The sequence below is a fragment of the Mycobacterium colombiense genome, assembly GCF_001665835.1.
Lineage (GTDB): Bacteria > Actinomycetota > Actinomycetes > Mycobacteriales > Mycobacteriaceae > Mycobacterium > Mycobacterium colombiense_A.
This window is the reverse complement of record NZ_LZSX01000099.1, coordinates 1-17,711: the sequence shown is the minus strand read 5'-3', so window position 1 is coordinate 17,711 and position 17,711 is coordinate 1. Positions and strand designations below refer to the sequence as shown.

The window sequence follows — 17,711 nt, the reverse complement described above, 5'->3', positions numbered from 1 at the left end:
CCGAAATCGAGGATATCTCCAATGCCTGAGCGCTACTCGCAAGTCAGGCTGTATACCGCCAACGGCGCGACCGCTTCCCGCCCGCGCAGCGCGCCGAGCTCGAACACCACCGCCGCCGCCAGCACGTTGGCCCCGGCGCGCCCGAGCAGCCGCGCCGACGCGGCCAGGGTACCGCCGCTGGCCAGCACGTCGTCGATGATCGTGATATTGCGCCCGCGCAGGTCCATGCCGTCGGCGGGGATTTCCAGCGTCGCGCTGCCGTATTCCAGGTCGTAGCGCTCGGCGTGTACCGGCGGCGGCAGCTTGCCGGCCTTGCGAATGGCCAGCACGCCGGTCTGCAGCCGGTCGGCCACGGCCGCGGCCAGCAGGAATCCCCGCGCCTCGATGCCGGCCACCAGATCCGCACCGGACGCGATCTCGGCCAATGCGCCCGTGATCGCCGTCATCGCCGTGGCGTCCGCGAACACCGGGGTGAGGTCCTTGAACTGGACACCGGGCTTGGGGAAATCGGCCACCTTGCGTGTCAGCGACGCGATCAGCTCCGCGACCGGCGCCCGCTCGCCAGCGCTCGTCATCGGAGCCTCACTGGATCAGCGCCCATCGGTCCATGTTCCAGCCCGCGCCCCACCGCGTCGGGTTCTTGCTGACCGCGTACATCTTCTTCGAGGTCAGCAGCGTGCGCTGCTGCCGGTACAGCGGCAGGGTGGGCATGTCGCCCCACAGTATCGGGGCGGTTTCGGTCAACAGCCGGACTCGTTCGGAGGCGTCGGCCGAGACGGCCAGCGCGCTGATTGCGTTGTCGACCTGGGGATTCGAATACCCGGACAGGTTGTTGCCGTTGCCGGTGTGCAGGGCGTAGGCATCGAGCCCAGACGACCCCGTCGACCCGCTGCCGGTGGCGCCGCCGGTGCTGGCCAGCAACGCGTCGATCTTGCCGTCCCGCAGCGCCTGCGGGCCCGGACCGTCCAGGATGACGCCGGTGACGGTGACACCCGCCACGGCGCACGCCTTGGTGATGACGCCGACGTTGACCGCGAGCCGCGCGTTGGGCCCCCGATAGCCGATCCGCACCGTCAGGGGCGCGCCGCCCAGCGCGTTGCGCGCGGCGACCGGATCGGCCTTGCCGAATGGTTCGGCCTCGGCGGCCCCGTCAGCGGCCGAGACGGCGTCATCGGTGGCCGGGTCCAGGCGCGAGTTGGCGATCGACGTCCCCGCGTCCTTGGCCAGCGAATCGCGGGGCGTGCAGAGCGCAACCGCGCGCCTGGCCTTTGGCGCGGCCAGCGGGCCCTGCGGGGCGAAGATCAGCTGTTCGACGCCGTCCGATGGCGCGTCGGAGCGCTCGTAGTTGTCGGGCGTGGTCAGCGCCCCCGAGGAACCCGCGGCGACGTCGACCACGTCGACACTGCGGCTGTTGACCCGGTCTTGGATGTCGGGCCCCTGCGACCACACGGTGACGCGCTTGGTGATGGCCTTGGGCCCCCACCACCGGTCGTTGGCGACGAGCACCACGGCGCCGCCGTCCAGCACGGATTCGATCTTGTACGGCCCCGACGACGGGAAACGCTTGACGTCGACGCCGGGCTTGAGGTCCCAGGTGGTGTTCCACAGCTTCGCGATCTGCTGCACCAGCGGCCCGTTGTTGCTGAGCAGGGCGGCGGTCACGTCGACATTGAGTTGGTCGGCGATGACGTGCGACGGCATCAGTGTGGTCGCGGTGAACAGCTGGGTGTAGTCGACGATCCCGCGATCCGGAACGAAGGACACCCGGGCCTTCTTTTGCCCGGGCATGCATTCGACGTTGGCGATGTCGAGGTAGCCGGCCTGGGTGGCGGCATGGAAGTCGGGGAACTTGCCGGACTGGGCCGCCCAGGCGAGCACGATGTCGTCGCAGGTCACCGGCTTGCCGTCGGAGTAGACGGCGTTGTCGGCGATCTGGTAGTCCAGCACCAGCGGGGTGCCGCCGACCACCGACACGGTGCCGAAGTCGCGGTCGGCGACGGTTTGCCCGTCGGGGCCGTGATAGCTGAAGCCGGTGAGCGTGCGGGCGAACGCCTGCGCTCCGGCCGAGGCGGCGCCGGCCACGGTGTTGGTGTTGTAGGTGGACAGCGGCCCGTCGACCACGTAGTCGATCTGGGAGGCGGCGCTGCCCGCGCAGGCGGTCAGGGTGACAGCGGCCACCAGCACTACCGCCAACCCGGCGCCGATCCACCCCGCGAGGGCCCGATGGCTGATGAGCGCGCCACGATCGGCCCCAGTTCCCCGGTACCCGGTGGCCATGGGCCTACCGCCGGCCGACGTTCCGCTTGCCGGTGGGACGACGGGTCCCGGTCGGCCGCACGGGACGGGCGCCCGGCGCCGGCTTGCTCGGCGCGGGCTTGGACGGCTTGGCCGCCGCCGCTTCTTCCGCCTCCTCGGCGGTCTCGGCCTCGTCGTCGCCGGAGCCGGTCTCCGCGGCCGCGGGCGAGCCGGGGCTGCGCCGCCGCATCACCCGACGGGTGTGGGTGCCCACCAGCTCGGTGCGCTCGCGCAGCGTGACCAGCAGCGGGGTGGCGAAGAATATCGACGAGTAGGTGCCGACCAGGATGCCGACCAGCTGCACCAGCGCCAGGTCCTTCAGCGTGCCGACGCCCAGCAGCCACACTGCCACGACCATCAGCGCCAGCACCGGAAGCACGCTGATCAGGCTGGTGTTGATGGATCGCATGAACGTCTGGTTGATCGCCAGGTTGGCCTGCTCGGCGAAGGTGCGCCGGGTGGTGTGCTGGAAGCCGTGGGTGTTCTCCTCGACCTTGTCGAACACGATGACGGTGTCGTAGAGGGAGAAACCGAGAATCGTCAGCAAGCCGATGACGGTGGCCGGCGTGACCTCGAAACCGACCAGCGAGTACACCCCGGCGGTGACGCTCAGGTCGAAAACCATGGTGGTCAGCGCGGAGATGGCCATGTACCGCTCGTAGCGGACCATGATGTAGACCCCGACCAGCACCAGGAAGACCGCGAGCGCGATCAGCGCCTTGTCGGTGATCTGGTCGCCCCAGGTCTCGGAGACGGCCGCGTCGCTGATGGCCTGCTTGCTGGGCTTACCGTCGGCGCCTTTGGGTCCGAAGGCGTCGAACAGGGCATTGCGCAGCTTCGCGGTCTGCTCGTTGGTCAGCGTTTCCGAGCGGATCTGCACGGTCGCGCCCGCACCGTTGCCGACGACGACCACCGCCTCCGGATCGTTGCCGATGGCCTTGCGGAACACCTCGGACACCTGCGAGGTCTGCACGGTGCCGGCCTGCCCGGCGGCGGGCATCGACACCGTGGTGCCGCCGTTGAAGTCGATGCCGAAGGTGAAGCCCCGCAACAGGATGGACAGGACGGCGATGGCGACGATCGCGCCGCTGATGCCGAACCACAGCCGGCGCCGGCCGACCACCTCGAACGCGCCGGTGCCGGTGTAGAGGCGCGACAGGAAGCCGTGGTGCGGCTGCCCGGCGGCGCTGCTCTCGGTCAATTCGGTTGCGCCCTCGGATGCTTCGGTGATCTCGGTTGCGTCTTTGGAGGCTTTGGAGGGAGTCATGCGTTATCCCCGTCCCGTCTTGACCTGCGCCGAAGCCCGGCGTTCGCGGGCGACCTGCTGAACGGCGCCCAAGCCGTTGTAGGCCGGCTTTGCCAGCGTCGGGGACTTGGACGCCAGGTACACCAGCGGCCAGGTCACCAGGAACACCACCACGATGTCGAGGACCGTGGTGAGGCCCAACGTGAAGGCGAATCCGCGCACCTGGCCGATGGCCAGCGCGTACAGCACCGCGGCGGCCAGGAAGGTGACGGCGTTACCCGACACGATCGTCTTGCGGGCACGCACCCAGCCTCGTGGCACCGCCGATCGGAACGAACGGCCCTCGCGGATCTCGTCTTTGATGCGCTCGAAGAAGACGACGAACGAGTCGGCGGTGGTGCCGATACCGATGATCAGACCCGCGATACCGGCCAGATCCAGGGTGTAGTTGATCTGACGGCCCAGGATCACCAGGATCGCGAAAATCATTGCCCCGGAAGCGCCCAGCGACAGCGCCGTGAGCAATCCCAGCACCCGGTAGTAGAACAGCGAATACAGCAGCACCAGGATCAAGCCGATCGCACCCGCGATCAGTCCGGCCCGCAGCGAGGTCAATCCCAGTGTCGCCGAGACGGTTTGGGCCTCCGACGATTCGAAGGACAGCGGCAGCGAGCCGTATTTGAGGACGTTGGCCAGCTGCTTGGCGGTCGCGGCGGTGAACGGCGGATCGCCACCGCTGATCTGGGTCCGGCCGCCGGGAATGGCTTCCTGGATCATCGGCGCGCTGACCACCTGCGAGTCCAGGGTGAAAGCGGTCTGGGTGCCGATGTGGGCGGCGGTGAAGTCGGCCCAGGTGTTGGCCGCGGCGGACTTGAACTGCAGGTCGACGACGTAGCCGATGCCGCGCTGGTTCTGGCTCGCGCTGGCGTCCTGGATCTGGTCACCGCTGATGATCGACGGGCCCAGCAGGTAGGCGACCTTGTGGTCGGTCGAGCAGGTGATCAGCGGCTGGGCGGGATCGTCGTTGCCGGCCAGGATGTCTTCTTTGTCGCAGCGCGTCGCCTGGAACTGCAGGGCGAGGAACTGGATGCCCTGCCGGGTGCTCTGACGCCACTTCTTCTCGTCGGCGATGCGGTCGGCGAGCTCCTTGCGCGGATCAGGCGGCGCGGGCGCTTCGGCGGGCGGGGCCTCTCCGGCGGGCGCACCGGGTGCGGGAGCGGGCGCGTTCGAGCCGGGCGCCGGAGGTGCGGGGCTGGGCGTCGGCGGCGGGTCCTGCGGATACGGGCGCGGCTGAGCGCCCGGGTGGGCGGGCGCGGGCTGACCCGGAGCGGGCTGACCGGGCGCGGGCTGACCGGGAGCCGGTTGAGCCGGAGCGGGCTGACCGGGAGCCGGTTGGGCCGGAGCGGGCTGACCGGGCGCGGGTTGACCCGGCGCCGGCTGACCGCCCGCGGGCTGGCGCGCCGGCGGCTTGGGCTCGGCGCTCTGGGCCGGCATCGAGTTGAGCACCGGCCGGATGTAGAGGCGGGCGGTCTGGCCCAAGTTGCGGGCCTCGTTGCCGTCGTTCCCGGGGACCGTGATGATCAGGTTGTCGCCGTCGACGACGACCTCCGAACCCGAGACGCCGAGCCCGTTGACCCGGGCGCCGATGATCTGCTGGGCCTGCGCCAACGCCTCACGGCTGGGCTTCGAGCCGTCCGGGGTGCGCGCGGTCAGCGTGACCCGGGTGCCGCCCTGCAGGTCGATACCGAGCTTTGGGGCGGCCCGCTTGTCCCCGGTGAGAAACACCAACAGGTAGACGCCGACGAGCAATAACAAGAAGACCGACAGGTAGCGGGCAGGGTGCACCGGCGCCGAAGACGATGCCACGTTCCTTCTATCTCCTCGAAAATCGGTTAGTTACCCCGGACAGAGCCTACGTGGCCCCCACTTGCCCGTTGCGCAAGCGGTCCGTTGCAGCGATCGGTGGGGAATCCCCGTCACAAATCCTTGGTGATCGAGTCCTCGTCGGCGGTGTCCTCGCCGTCGGCCAGGTCTTCGTCGTCATCGGGCAGGATCCGGTCGCGGATCGCCAGCTTCATCCACGTGGTCACCACGCCGGGTGCGATCTCGAGGTCGACGGTGTCGTCGGTGATCGCGACGACGGTGGCCTGCAGCCCCGACGTGGTGTGCACCCGGTCGCCGGGACGCAGCGATTCGTGCAGGTCGATGGTCGCCTGCATCGCGCGCTTCTGACGGCGCGACGCCAAGTACATGAACCCGCCCATGATGAGCAGGAACGGCAGGAACAGGATCAAGCTTTGCATGGACGCGCCTGTCTTTCGTCGTAAATTATCGGGGCTACGGTGCCGGTACGACTCGAGCGTCGCGCACCTTGTAACGGTCCAGTGTGCCCGTTCAGTCTGGCAGGCCGCGGGTCACGGCCGACCGCCACGGTGCACGGAGTGCCCGCCGGCGCCAGGGTCGATAGGCTTTTGATGCGACGTGAGACGCGCGCCGCGGGGAGGAGTTGTGTGGTGGCCAGCCTCGAGCAGACTCGCCAACTGGTCACCGAGATCCCCGGTCCGGCATCGCTGGAACTGACCAAGCGCCGGGCTGCGGCGGTGTCGCACGCGGTGAACGTGTCGGTGCCGGTCTTCGTGAAGCGCGCCGGCGGCGGCATCATCGAGGACGTCGACGGCAACCGGCTGATCGACCTGGGTTCCGGCATCGCCGTGACCACCATCGGCAACTCGTCGCCCCGGGTGGTCGAAGCGGTGCGCGCGCAGGTGGCCGAGTTCACCCACACCTGCTTCATGGTGACGCCCTACGAGTCCTACGTCGCCGTCGCGGAGACGCTCAACCGGATCACCCCGGGTTCCGGCGAGAAGCGCTCGGTGCTGTTCAACTCCGGCGCCGAAGCGGTCGAGAACGCCGTCAAGGTCGCGCGCGCTTACACCCGCAAGCCCGCCGTGGTGGCGTTCAACCACGCCTACCACGGCCGTACCAACCTGACCATGGCGCTGACCGCCAAGTCGGCCCCGTACAAAAGCGGCTTCGGCCCGTTCGCGCCGGAGGTCTACCGCGCGCCGCTGTCCTACCCCTACCGGGACGGCCTGATCGACAAGGAACTGGCCACCGACGGGGAAAAGGCCGCCGCACGCACCATCAACGTGATCGACAGCCAGATCGGCGCCGACAACCTGGCCGCCCTCCTCATCGAGCCCATCCAGGGTGAGGGCGGGTTCATCGTTCCCGCCGAGGGCTTCCTACCCACCCTGCTGAACTGGTGCCACAAGAACGACGTGGTGTTCATCGCCGACGAGGTGCAGACCGGGTTCGCGCGCTCCGGCGCCATGTTCGCCTGCGAGCACGAGGGCATCGAGCCCGACCTGATCTGCACCGCCAAGGCCATCGCCGACGGACTGCCGCTGTCGGCGGTCACCGGCCGCGCGCAGATCATGGACGCGCCGCACGTCGGCGGTTTGGGTGGCACCTTCGGCGGAAACCCCCTAGCTTGCGCGGCCGCGTTGGCCACCATCGAGACGATCGAGAAAGACGGATTGATCGAACGGGCCCGGCAGTTGGAGCGCCTGATCACCGAACCGCTGCTGCGCCTGCAGGCCGGCGACGACAGGATCGGCGACGTGCGCGGTCGCGGCGCCATGATCGCCATCGAAATGGTGAAGTCGGGAACCGCCGAGCCCGACAAAGAACTGACGCAGAAGCTGACCGTCGCGGCCGCCGCGGCCGGCGTGATCGTCCTGACCTGCGGCATGTACGGCAACATCATCCGGCTGCTGCCGCCGCTGACCATCAGCGACGAGCTGCTGTCCGAGGGCATCGAAATCCTCGGCGGACTCCTGCGCGACCTGTAAGCCCGGGCAAGCGCCCCGCCCCGCGTGGGCAATCTCACAAACACCACAACGGCCAGATCATGGTGGAATACCGTTACCTTAGCTAACGTTCTATATGTCAGCGCGGACAGCGCAATTTGACTCGCTAACTTTCATTTGCAAGGGATCTGTTATGTCGACTGCTATTCATGACGAAGGGCTCGAGCGCCGCATCGAGCAACTCATTGCCACCGACCCCCAATTCGCCGCCGCCCGACCGGACCCGGCGATCACCGCTGCCACCGAACGGCCCGGGCTGCGGCTGCCGCAGATCATCCGGACCGTTCTGGACGGTTACGCCGACCGGCCGGCACTGGGCCAGCGCGTCGTGGAGTTCGTCAAGGACGCCAAGACCGGACGGACGTCGGCCCAGCTGCTCCCGCGCTTCGAGACCGTCACGTATGGCGAACTCGGCGAACGGGTTTCGGCCCTCAGCCGCGCCTGGGCCAGTGACTCGGTGAGCGTCGGCGACCGCGTCTGCGTGCTGGGCTTCAACAGTGTCGACTACACCACCATCGACATCGCGCTGGGCACCATCGGCGCCGTGTCGGTGCCGCTGCAGACCAGCGCGGCGATCTCGTCGCTGCAGCCGATCGTGGCCGAGACCGAGCCCAGCCTGATCGCCTCCAGCGTCAACCAGCTGCCCGACGCCGTGGAGCTGATCCTGGCCGGTGAGCACGTGCCCGGCAAGCTCGTCGTCTTCGACTACCAGCCCGAGGTCGACGACCAGCGCGAGGCCGTGGAGAGCGCGGTGGCCCGGCTGGCCGGCACCGGCGTGGTCGTCGAGACGCTCGCCGACGTGTTGCGGCGCGGCAAGGACCTGCCCCCGGTTCCCGAGCAGCAGACCGACGAGGACTCGCTCGCGCTGCTGATTTACACCTCCGGAAGCACCGGCGCCCCCAAGGGCGCGATGTACCCGCAGAGCAACGTCGGCAAGATGTGGCGGCGCGGCAGCAAGAACTGGTTCGGCGAGACTGCCGCCTCGATCACCCTCAACTTCATGCCGATGAGCCACGTCATGGGACGCGGAATCCTCTACGGCACGTTGGGCAATGGCGGCACCGCCTACTTCGCGGCGCGCAGCGACCTGTCCACCCTGCTCGAGGACCTCGAGTTGGTGCGGCCCACCGAGATGAACTTCGTCCCGCGCATCTGGGAGACGCTGTTCGGTGAATTCCAGCGCCAGGTCGAGCGCCGTCTGACCGACGGCGGAGACCGTGAGGCGGTCGAGGCCGCGGTGTTGGAAGAACAGCGTCAGTACCTGCTGGGCGGGCGGTTCATCTTCGCGATGACGGGCTCCGCGCCCACCTCACCGGAGTTGAAGAAGTGGGCCGAGTCGCTGCTGCAGATGCACCTGATGGACGGCTACGGCTCGACCGAGGCCGGAATGGTGTTGTTCGACGGGGAGATTCAGCGTCCGCCGGTGATCGACTACAAGCTGGTCGACGTTCCGGACCTGGGCTACTTCAGCACCGACCGCCCGCACCCGCGCGGTGAGCTGTTGCTGCGGACCGACAACATGTTCCCCGGCTACTACAAGCGGGCCGAGACCACCGCCAACGTTTTCGACGACGACGGCTACTACCGCACCGGCGACGTGTTCGCCGAGATCGCTCCGAACCGGCTGGTGTACGTCGACCGCCGCAACAACGTGCTCAAGCTCGCACAGGGCGAGTTCGTGACGCTGGCCAAGCTCGAAGCGGTGTTCGGCAACAGCCCGCTGATCCGCCAGATCTACGTCTACGGCAACAGCGCCCAGCCCTACCTGCTGGCCGTTGTGGTGCCGACCGAAGAGGCGCTGGCGGACAACGACATTGAGTCGCTCAAGCCGAAGATCGCCGACTCGCTGCAGAAGGTCGCCAAAGAGACCGGCCTGCAGTCCTACGAGGTGCCGCGTGACTTCATCATCGAGACCACCCCGTTCACGCTGGAAAACGGTCTGCTGACCGGGATCCGCAAGCTGGCGTGGCCGAAGCTGAAGCAGCACTACGGCGAACGGCTCGAGCAGATCTACGCCGACCTGGCCGCGGGACAGGCCAACGAACTGGCCGAACTGCGCCGCAGCGGCGCCGAGGCGCCGGTGCTGCAGACCGTGAGCCGGGCCGCGGCCGCCATGCTGGGGGCCGCGACCAGCGACCTGTCCCCCGACGCCCACTTCACCGATCTGGGTGGAGACTCGTTGTCGGCGTTGACATTCGGTAACCTGCTGCGCGAGATCTTCGACGTCGACGTCCCGGTGGGTGTCATCGTCAGCCCGGCCAACGACCTGGCGGCCATCGCCGCCTACATCGAGGCCGAGCAGCAGGGCTCCAAGCGGCCGACGTTTGCCGCCGTGCACGGACGCGCCGCCACGACGGTGCACGCCAGTGACCTCACGCTGGACAAGTTCCTCGACGAGGCCATCCTGGCCGGCGCGCCGAGCCTGCCGAAGCCGGCGACCGAGGTGCGCACGGTGCTGTTGACCGGCGCGACCGGATTCCTGGGCCGCTACCTGGCACTGGACTGGCTCGAGCGGATGGACATGGTCGACGGCAAGGTCATCGCCCTGGTGCGGGCCAAGTCCGACGAGGAGGCGCGCGCCCGGCTGGACAAGACCTTCGACAGCGGCGACCCGAAACTGCTGGCGCACTACCAGGAGCTGGCCGCCGATCACCTCGAGGTCATCGCGGGCGACAAGGGCGAGGCCAACCTCGGCCTCGACCAGCAGACCTGGCAGCGACTGGCCGACACGGTCGACATCATCGTCGACCCTGCGGCGCTGGTGAACCACGTGCTGCCCTACAGCGAGCTGTTCGGTCCCAACGCCCTTGGCACAGCGGAGCTGATCCGAATCGCGTTGACGTCCAAGCAAAAGCCGTACACGTACGTGTCGACGATCGGTGTGGGCGACCAGATCGCGCCGGGCAAGTTCGTCGAGAACGCCGACGTCCGGGAGATCAGCGCCACCCGCGAGATCAACGACAACTACGCCAACGGCTACGGCAACAGCAAGTGGGCCGGCGAGGTGTTGCTGCGTGAGGCACACGACCTGTGCGGCCTGCCCGTCACGGTGTTCCGCTGCGACATGATCCTGGCCGACACCACCTATGCCGGACAGCTCAACCTGCCGGACATGTTCACCCGGCTGATGCTGAGCCTGGTCGCCACCGGTATCGCGCCCGGTTCGTTCTACGAGCTCGACGCCGACGGCAACCGGCAGCGGGCGCACTACGACGGACTGCCGGTCGAGTTCATCGCCGCGGCGATCTCGACGCTGGGAACGCAGATCCTGGACAGCGACACCGGCTTCCAGACGTACCACGTGATGAACCCGTACGACGACGGCATCGGACTCGACGAGTACATCGATTGGCTGGTCGAGGCCGGGTACTCGATCGAGCGCATCCCCGACTACTCCGAGTGGCTGCGGCGGTTCGAGACCTCGCTACGGGCCCTGCCGGATCGGCAGCGTCAGTACTCGCTGCTGCCGCTGTTGCACAACTACCAGAAGCCGGAGAAGCCGATCAACGGCTCGATGGCACCCACGGACGTGTTCCGCGCGGCGGTGCAGGAAGCGAAAATCGGCCCCGACAAAGATATTCCGCATGTGTCGGCGCCGGTGATCGTCAAGTACATCACCAACCTGCAGTTGCTCGGACTGCTGTAAAGGCAACAACGCAATCGCCCAGTCCCGTTGCGGGACTGGGCGATTGCTATTGATCGGCGGGAGAACTACTGCTGCGGGTGCGGCCAGCGCAGGTACGCGGCGTTAGCCCCGGCCCCCCCACCGGCACGGTTCTTGCGCCATCCGCGCTTGGACTCGGCGTCCGCCGCGGACCGCGGCTTGGTCAGCGCGCCAGAGGAGACCTCGGCCGGCTCGTAGACCGAATCCCGGTAGGGCTCAACACCCGGTGCCGCGGCGACGGGCTCGCCCGCCACCGGATGCACGTCGCGGGCCAGGCGCACGGCGGTGCGCGCCAGCGCAACGCCACCCACGAAGATGATCAGCGCGCCCAGGCCCGAGAAGTAAGTGACCTCCAGCACCGCGCGCTTGCGGTCGGTCGCGGCGATCGGATCACCGGCCGAGCCGATTCCCAACAACGGGGCGAACTGGCCGCCCACGACGAACCAGGCGCCGGCCAGCACGGCCAGCCAACCGCCCAGCATGGCGGCGACCCGGTTGCCGGCGACGATCAGTAACAGGCCGCCCAGTACGGTGGCCGCTCCCGGCGCCACTTCCAGCCAGCCCCGGGCCGTGCTCCATGCCCAGTCCCGGTCCGGTGTGTATGCAAAATTGAAGTGCGGACCGACAAACGGTATTAACGCCCCCCAAGCTCCCAAAATGACCAGGAGCAATCCGCTGACCGCGCCGCGCGAGCGCGGCATACTCAGCCCGCGGGGTCGGCCGTCTTCTGCGTATTTCATGACATCCCCTCGTTGAATACCGGGTCGATTTCCGGCCTGGGATGGTTACCCAGCGCCTTCCACTACTAACCCACGATGAAGGCGAAAGCCACCGGTAGCCGTGGCTTTTGAGGCTGCTGGGACTGGTGTTACTGCTGAAGGCCGAGCAACAGGAGCACGATGACGATCGCCGGGAAGGTGCCCTGCGTCGCGGCGGCGCGCGCCTTGCTGCGGTCGGACGCGATCAGCACCACCGCGGCCGCAGCCATCGACCCGACACCTGCGAAGATCAGGGCCGCTCCAATCCCTGTGTGCCCCAAGGCAACTGCGACGATGCCCACACCTGTGACGATGGCCAGGAACAAGTTGTAGAAGCCCTGGTTGAAGGCGAGGGGCTTGGTGGTTTCGGCTTCGGCCGGGGTGGTGCCGAAGGTGGCGCGGGTGCGCTCCGAGGTCCAGGTCAACGATTCGATCACAAAGATGTAGACGTGCAGCAACGCCGCCAGTGCGGCGAACACCAACGCGGTGGTGATCATCGCTCCTCCTCGCTGGTCGCGGCCTGCGTGGCGGCGGCCACATTTCCGCTTGTCTCGGCCGGTGAACATTACCGACCGGCGGTTAGCCGGGCCAGCCTGACGCGAAAAGGCCCCGGTAGCCGAGGGCTACCGGGGCCTCCCGCCTTGGAGATTGCGCGCTAGGCGCCGGCGTGGTGGTGCCGGTGGAACAGGCCGCCGCCGGTGCGCCGACGGAACAGGCCACCACCCGTGCGCCCGCGGGGCGCCCGCTCGGCCGCCACGGCGTCCGACCGCGCCCCCGCCGGGCCGCTGGTCTCGTCATACATGGCCGGTTGTGCCGCCGGGACAGCCTCGCCCGCCACCGGTGCCGGTTCCCTCACCACGACGTCACGCGCGTGACGAACCGCCAGCCGGGCCACGGCGGCGCCGCCCAGGAACACGATCAGGGCGCCCAGGCCGGTGAAGTAGGTGACGTCGAGCAGGGCCCGTTTCAGGTCCGTCGCCGCCATCGGTTGACCGATGTCGCCGATGCCGAGCGTCGTAGCGAACGCGCGGCCCACCACGAACCAGGCGCCGCCGGCCACCGCCAGCCAGCCGCCGAACACTGCGCTGGCGCGATTGCCGGACATGAGCACCAGCAGGCCGCCGACCGCCGCAGCGACTCCGGGGAGCACCTCCAACCAGCCTTTGGCCGTGGTCCACGTCCATGCGGGGTCGGCCATGTAGGCCCAGTCGATGTTGGGCCCGAAGAACGGCACCAATGCACCCCACGCACCCAGAAGTATCAGCAGGAGCCCGGTTAGCGCGCCGCGGGTACGTGGCATGTACAGCGCGCGGGGTCGGTCGTAGTCGTCGCTCGTGGTCCTCATCGGAACCTCCTTCAAACAGGTATGACTGCTGTGAGGCTGGTTACCCGACGGTGCCGGGGTGTAACCGGTCACGCGCATGTTGGTGTTTGCTGGGGGCACCGGAACGGGCTCCGGCGGGCGATGGTTGCGGCCGGGCTGTCCACGGCCCCGGCGGCCTGAGCTGGCCGGAGGCCGCGCAAGGCGAGCGTTCGGGCCCGGCCGGGCGCAAAGGTCACGATTTGGCCGCGAAACGGCCCAGGGCGGTGGCCGCTAGTCGAACAGGCCGGCCTGGCCGAGGCCGGTGACCCCGGCCGGCGGCGTCATGCCGAGGTGCGTCCAGGCCTTGGCGGTGGCCACCCGGCCCCGGGGCGTGCGCGCGATCATGCCGGCGCGGACCAGGAACGGCTCGCACACCTCCTCGACCGTGGTGGCCTCCTCGCCCACCGCCACCGCCAGCGTTGACACCCCGACCGGGCCGCCGCCGAAGCTGCGGGTCAGCGCCGAGAGCACCCCCCGGTCCAGCCGGTCCAGGCCCAGCTCGTCGACGTCGTAGACCGCCAGCGCGGACTTGGCGACGTCGCGGGTGATCACGCCGTCGGCACGCACCTCGGCGAAGTCGCGGACCCGGCGCAACAGCCGGTTCGCGATGCGCGGGGTGCCGCGCGAGCGCCGGGCGATCTCCTCGGCCGCATCGCCGCCGAGTTCGATGCCCAGGATCCCGGCCGAGCGGGCCAGCACCCGCTCCAGCTCGGCGGGCTCGTAGAAATCCATGTGCGCGGTGAAACCGAACCGGTCGCGCAGTGGGCCGGTCAGCGCGCCGGACCGGGTGGTCGCGCCGACCAGGGTGAACGGCGCCACCTCCAGCGGTATCGATGTGGCCCCGGGGCCCTTGCCGACCACCACGTCGACCCGGAAGTCCTCCATGGCCAGGTACAGCATCTCCTCGGCGGGCCGGGCGATGCGGTGGATCTCGTCGATGAACAGCACGTCGTGCGCGACCAGGTTGGACAGCATCGCGGCCAGGTCGCCGGCGCGTTCCAGCGCCGGACCGGACGTCACCCGCAGCGACGACCCGAGCTCGGCCGCGATGATCATGGCCAGCGATGTCTTGCCCAGCCCCGGCGGACCGGACAACAGAATGTGATCCGGAGTGTTGCCGCGGTTTTTGGCGCCCTCGATGACGAGCTGCAGCTGTTCGCGCACCCGCGGTTGGCCGATGAATTCCCGCAGCGAGCGCGGCCGCAGGCTGACGTCGATGTCGCCTTCTGCCGGCGCCAGCGCCGCTGAAACTTCCCGAACCTCTCGGTCCTCGTAGTCGTCCGTCATCGGGACTTACCCAACAATGACAGCGCGGCCCGCAGCGCGGTCGACGTGGTGGCGTCGTGTTCGGCGGCCAGCACCTTGTCGGTGGCCTCCTCCGCCTGCTTGGCCGCAAACCCAAGGCCGACAAGGGCTTCCACAACCGGATTGCGCACGGCGTGGCCGTTGAGACCCGCGCCGGCCGGTGCGTCCGCCGCGACCCCGACACCGACCTTGTCACGCAATTCCAAGACCATCCGTTCGGCGCCGCGCTTGCCGATCCCGGGCACCCGGGTCAGCGCGGTGACGTCGCTGTCGTGCAGCGCCTGTCGCAGCGCCCCGGCGTCGTGCACGGCCAGGGTCGCCATCGCCAGCCGCGGCCCCACCCCCGACACCGACAGCAGGGTGAGGAACAGGTCGCGGGTCTCGGTGTCGGTGAAGCCGTACAACGTCATCGAATCCTCGCGGACGATCATCGCGGTGATCAGCCGGGCCTCGGTCCCCGACCGCAGCGTCGCCAGCGTCGACGGGGTGGCGTTCACCCGGTAGCCGACGCCGGCGGCCTCGATCACCACGTGATCGAGCGCAACCTCGAGGACCTCCCCGCGCACCGACGCGATCATCGCGCGGCCTTCAGCTTGGCGTCCACCTTGGCCTGGTACTTCTGTCGCTGCTGGGCGGCCATCGCCTCGGCGGCGGCCATCCGGGCGATCATCGGCGCCCGCCAGCAATGACAGATCGCCAGGGCCAGCGCGTCTGCGGCGTCGGCGGGCGTCGGTTTGGCTTGCAGCTCAAGGATTCTGGTGACCATCGCGGTGACCTGTGCCTTATCTGCGGCACCGTTGCCGGTGACCGCGGCTTTGACCTCGCTGGGGGTATGGAAGTGGACATCGATGCCGCGCCTCGCGGCCGCCAGGGCGACGACGCCGCCGGCCTGGGCGGTGCCCATCACCGTAGACACATTCAACTGGGAGAACACCCGCTCGATCGCCACGACGTCCGGCCGGTGGGTGGCCAGCCAGTGCTCGACGGCGTCGCTGATCTTCAGCAGCCGCTCGGCCAGCGGGGCGTTCGACGGGGTGCGCACCACGTCGACGTCCAGCGCGACGACCGTACGCCCGCGCCCGCTCTCGACGACCGACAGACCGCATCGGGTCAGGCCGGGATCGACGCCCATCACCCGCATTCCCGCTCCCACCTAGTAGAACAGCTGTTCGATACCCTAGCGGCCGGCGCCGACGGGTCCGGGTAGGACACGCGGCCCAGCCGCCGATTCCCGCGGTGACGTTACGGCGCCGAATCCGAGGAAAAGCTGTTAGCTTTAGCCCACGTTCGCTCGAGCAATGTGGCAACGGAGAGGTTGGCGTGGGATCTCTGCTGGTCATGATCGCCGTAGTGCTCTTCATCGCGTCCATCGTGGTGCTCGTGGTGGCTTTGCGGCGGCCGAAGCATCCGGCCCAGCGGGGCGGACGCCAGGATCCACTGGCCGCCGACGCGATGCCGCAGTTCGGCCCCCGCCAACTCGGGCCCGGGGCCATCGTCAGCTACGGCGGCATCGACTACATCGTGCGCGGTTCGGTGACCTACCGCGAGGGCCCCTTCGTCTGGTGGGAACACCTGCTGGAGGGCGGCGACCAGCCGATCTGGTTCAGCGTCGAGGAAGACGACGGGCGCCTGGAGCTGGCGATGTGGGTCACCCGCAAGGACGTGCCGCTGCGGCCCGGCGATCCCTACGTCGTCGACGGCGTGATGTTCCACGAGTCCGAACGCGGCCGCGCCTCCTACACGACCGAGGGCACCACCGGCCTGCCGGCCGGCGGCGAGATGGAGTTCGTCGACTGCACCAACGCCGACGAGTCGGCGCTGCTCTCGTTCGAGCGCAGGGCCCCGGACATGCCCTGGGAGGTATCGACGGGAAAGTCCGTCTCGCCGAGCGAGATCACCGTGTATTCGGCGCCCCCACCCAGCCCGGCGTAGAGCACGAGGTCCCCTCGGTGCCCCTTCATCAGCTCGCCGTGACCCCGGCCGACGTATCCGGGGAACGGCTGGGACTCGCGCTCAACGCGCCCGTGCCCACGCCGCTGGCCAGCTGCCGGCTCGACCACCCCGACGGCGGCGCCGCGCTGCTGCTCGGCGTGCTCGGCGCCTCACATGTCGTCGCCGTCGAGCACGCGTTCTCCGAGGAAATCTCTTGTACCGCACGCAGTCTCGGGGCCGACCTGCCGGAGCGCACCGAGGCGCCCGGTTACCGCCTGGACTCCCGCACCGACGCCCACGACGAGGCGAGTTTTCGCCGCCTCGCGAGCGACCTGCGCGGCCGTTGCGCCCAGGCGGGCTGGCTCGGTGGCACGTTTCCCGGCGATGACGCCGCGCTGACCGTGCTGGCCGCCGAACCCGACGGCGCCGGCTGGCGCTGGCAGACCTGGCACCTCTACCCGGGGCGCCCCGCCGGCAACGGCGGAACGGTGGTTCACACGGCCAGCCGGTGGCACCCGTGAGCCGCAACCGCCTGTTCGTGATCGCCGGTGTGCTGGGCGTGGCCGGTGTGGCGTGCCTGATATTCGGAATCATCTTGCTGCAGAAGAACATCGCGTCGTATGTCGCCGGCCATTATCACGAGTACGCCCGCGATGTGAACGGGACTCGCTACCAGTGCAGCGGTTCGCCCGACCAGGTAGCCGACACGCTCGCCGACTATGCCGAACCGAACGCGCGCGCCGACAACGGCAAAACCGAGTACCTGCGCTACAGCAACAACATCGTGATCGTCGGCCCCGACGGCAACTACCCGTGCAGCATCCGCGTCGAATCGCTGAGCGCCGGATACAGCCACGGCGCCTTCATCTTCCTCGGCCCCGGATTTTCCCCTGGATCCCCGTCGGGCGGCGCCGGAGGCACCCCGGGCGGCCCCGGCGGAACCAAGTGAACGCAAAGGAGAACACCATGTATCTCGCCGTCGAGATCGGCAGCGTCGACCTCAACCCCGTGCTGAAAGGCGCAGTCGCGACGATCCTCTACTTCGTCGTCGGCATGGCTGTGCTTCTCGTCGGGTTCTACGCGGTCGACGTGCTGACCCCGGGAAAGCTGCGCCAGCTGGTCTTTATCGACCGCCGGCCCAACGCCGTGGTGGTCGCGGGCGCGATGTACATCGCCCTGACCGTCGTCATCATCACGGCCATCGCCAACAGCGCGACGCCCAGCAGGACCACGCCCATCAGCCCGTACACCGCCACGCCGACGAGTCCCTGGCCCA

The 17,711-nt window shown here is 68.8% G+C and carries 17 protein-coding genes; 6 read left to right on the top strand and 11 right to left on the bottom strand.

Annotated elements, in window-relative coordinates:
• Positions 1–32: 32 nt before the first annotated feature.
• The 5 genes from A5760_RS24175 to yajC form a co-directional block, all read right to left on the bottom strand.
• Positions 33–575, bottom strand: a complete 543-nt coding sequence (locus A5760_RS24175; RefSeq protein WP_064885552.1) for an adenine phosphoribosyltransferase — start codon at positions 573–575, stop codon at positions 33–35.
• A 7-nt stretch (positions 576–582) separates the two neighbouring features.
• The gene (locus A5760_RS24170) at positions 583–2,277 is read right to left on the bottom strand and encodes an ABC transporter substrate-binding protein (RefSeq protein WP_064885550.1); all 1,695 of its coding nucleotides are present in this window, start codon (positions 2,275–2,277) and stop codon (positions 583–585) included.
• A 4-nt stretch (positions 2,278–2,281) separates the two neighbouring features.
• On the bottom strand, positions 2,282–3,562 hold the full coding sequence (secF, locus tag A5760_RS24165) for a protein translocase subunit SecF (protein ID WP_064885548.1): 1,281 nt from the start codon (positions 3,560–3,562) through the stop codon (positions 2,282–2,284).
• A gap of 3 nt (positions 3,563–3,565) precedes the next feature.
• Positions 3,566–5,407 (bottom strand): protein translocase subunit SecD, encoded by a 1,842-nt coding sequence (gene secD, locus A5760_RS24160; RefSeq protein WP_064885546.1) that lies wholly within the window; start codon positions 5,405–5,407, stop codon positions 3,566–3,568.
• Between the two features lie 110 nt (positions 5,408–5,517).
• Positions 5,518–5,844, bottom strand: coding sequence for a preprotein translocase subunit YajC (yajC, locus tag A5760_RS24155; protein ID WP_064885544.1), 327 nt, complete (start codon positions 5,842–5,844; stop codon positions 5,518–5,520).
• 210 nt (positions 5,845–6,054) lie between these two features.
• Here yajC and gabT point away from each other — a divergent pair, with 210 nt between their 5' ends.
• A complete protein-coding gene (gene gabT / locus A5760_RS24150; RefSeq protein WP_064885707.1) occupies positions 6,055–7,395 on the top strand; it encodes a 4-aminobutyrate--2-oxoglutarate transaminase in 1,341 nt (446 codons plus the stop codon).
• Positions 7,396–7,546: 151 nt separating this feature from the next.
• The gene (gene car, locus A5760_RS24145; RefSeq protein WP_064885542.1) at positions 7,547–11,059 is read left to right on the top strand and encodes a carboxylic acid reductase; all 3,513 of its coding nucleotides are present in this window, start codon (positions 7,547–7,549) and stop codon (positions 11,057–11,059) included.
• A gap of 65 nt (positions 11,060–11,124) precedes the next feature.
• Here car and A5760_RS24140 read toward each other — a convergent pair whose 3' ends face one another.
• The 6 genes from A5760_RS24140 to ruvC form a co-directional block, all read right to left on the bottom strand.
• Entirely contained in the window at positions 11,125–11,817 is a 693-nt protein-coding gene (locus A5760_RS24140; protein WP_064885540.1) for a hypothetical protein, read from the bottom strand.
• Between the two features lie 128 nt (positions 11,818–11,945).
• Positions 11,946–12,332, bottom strand: a complete 387-nt coding sequence (locus A5760_RS24135; RefSeq protein WP_064885538.1) for a DUF1304 domain-containing protein — start codon at positions 12,330–12,332, stop codon at positions 11,946–11,948.
• A 158-nt stretch (positions 12,333–12,490) separates the two neighbouring features.
• The gene (locus A5760_RS24130) at positions 12,491–13,180 is read right to left on the bottom strand and encodes a hypothetical protein (RefSeq protein ID WP_064885536.1); all 690 of its coding nucleotides are present in this window, start codon (positions 13,178–13,180) and stop codon (positions 12,491–12,493) included.
• A gap of 249 nt (positions 13,181–13,429) precedes the next feature.
• A complete protein-coding gene (gene ruvB, locus A5760_RS24125; protein WP_064885534.1) occupies positions 13,430–14,485 on the bottom strand; it encodes a Holliday junction branch migration DNA helicase RuvB in 1,056 nt (351 codons plus the stop codon).
• The gene (gene ruvA, locus A5760_RS24120; protein ID WP_064885532.1) at positions 14,482–15,081 is read right to left on the bottom strand and encodes a Holliday junction branch migration protein RuvA; all 600 of its coding nucleotides are present in this window, start codon (positions 15,079–15,081) and stop codon (positions 14,482–14,484) included. The genes ruvB and ruvA overlap by 4 nt, the downstream gene beginning before the upstream one ends.
• Entirely contained in the window at positions 15,078–15,644 is a 567-nt protein-coding gene (gene ruvC, locus A5760_RS24115; RefSeq protein ID WP_064885530.1) for a crossover junction endodeoxyribonuclease RuvC, read from the bottom strand. Before ruvC ends, ruvA begins: the two co-directional genes overlap by 4 nt.
• Before the next feature lie 179 nt (positions 15,645–15,823).
• Between ruvC and A5760_RS24110 the strand changes: the two genes are divergently transcribed.
• From A5760_RS24110 to A5760_RS24095, 4 genes are all read left to right on the top strand, one after another.
• Positions 15,824–16,435 carry a DUF4178 domain-containing protein gene (locus A5760_RS24110; RefSeq protein WP_064885528.1) on the top strand — a complete coding sequence of 204 codons (612 nt, stop codon included), beginning with the start codon at positions 15,824–15,826 and terminating at the stop codon, positions 16,433–16,435.
• A gap of 17 nt (positions 16,436–16,452) precedes the next feature.
• Positions 16,453–16,956: a DUF2617 family protein gene (locus A5760_RS24105; protein WP_064885526.1), complete on the top strand. Its 504-nt coding sequence runs from the start codon at positions 16,453–16,455 to the stop codon at positions 16,954–16,956.
• Positions 16,953–17,384, top strand: a complete 432-nt coding sequence (locus A5760_RS24100; protein ID WP_064885705.1) for a DUF4247 domain-containing protein — start codon at positions 16,953–16,955, stop codon at positions 17,382–17,384. Before A5760_RS24105 ends, A5760_RS24100 begins: the two co-directional genes overlap by 4 nt.
• Positions 17,385–17,401: 17 nt before the next feature.
• Positions 17,402–17,711 (top strand): DUF350 domain-containing protein (locus tag A5760_RS24095; protein WP_231122732.1); only part of this gene is annotated, 310 nt, incomplete at its 3' end.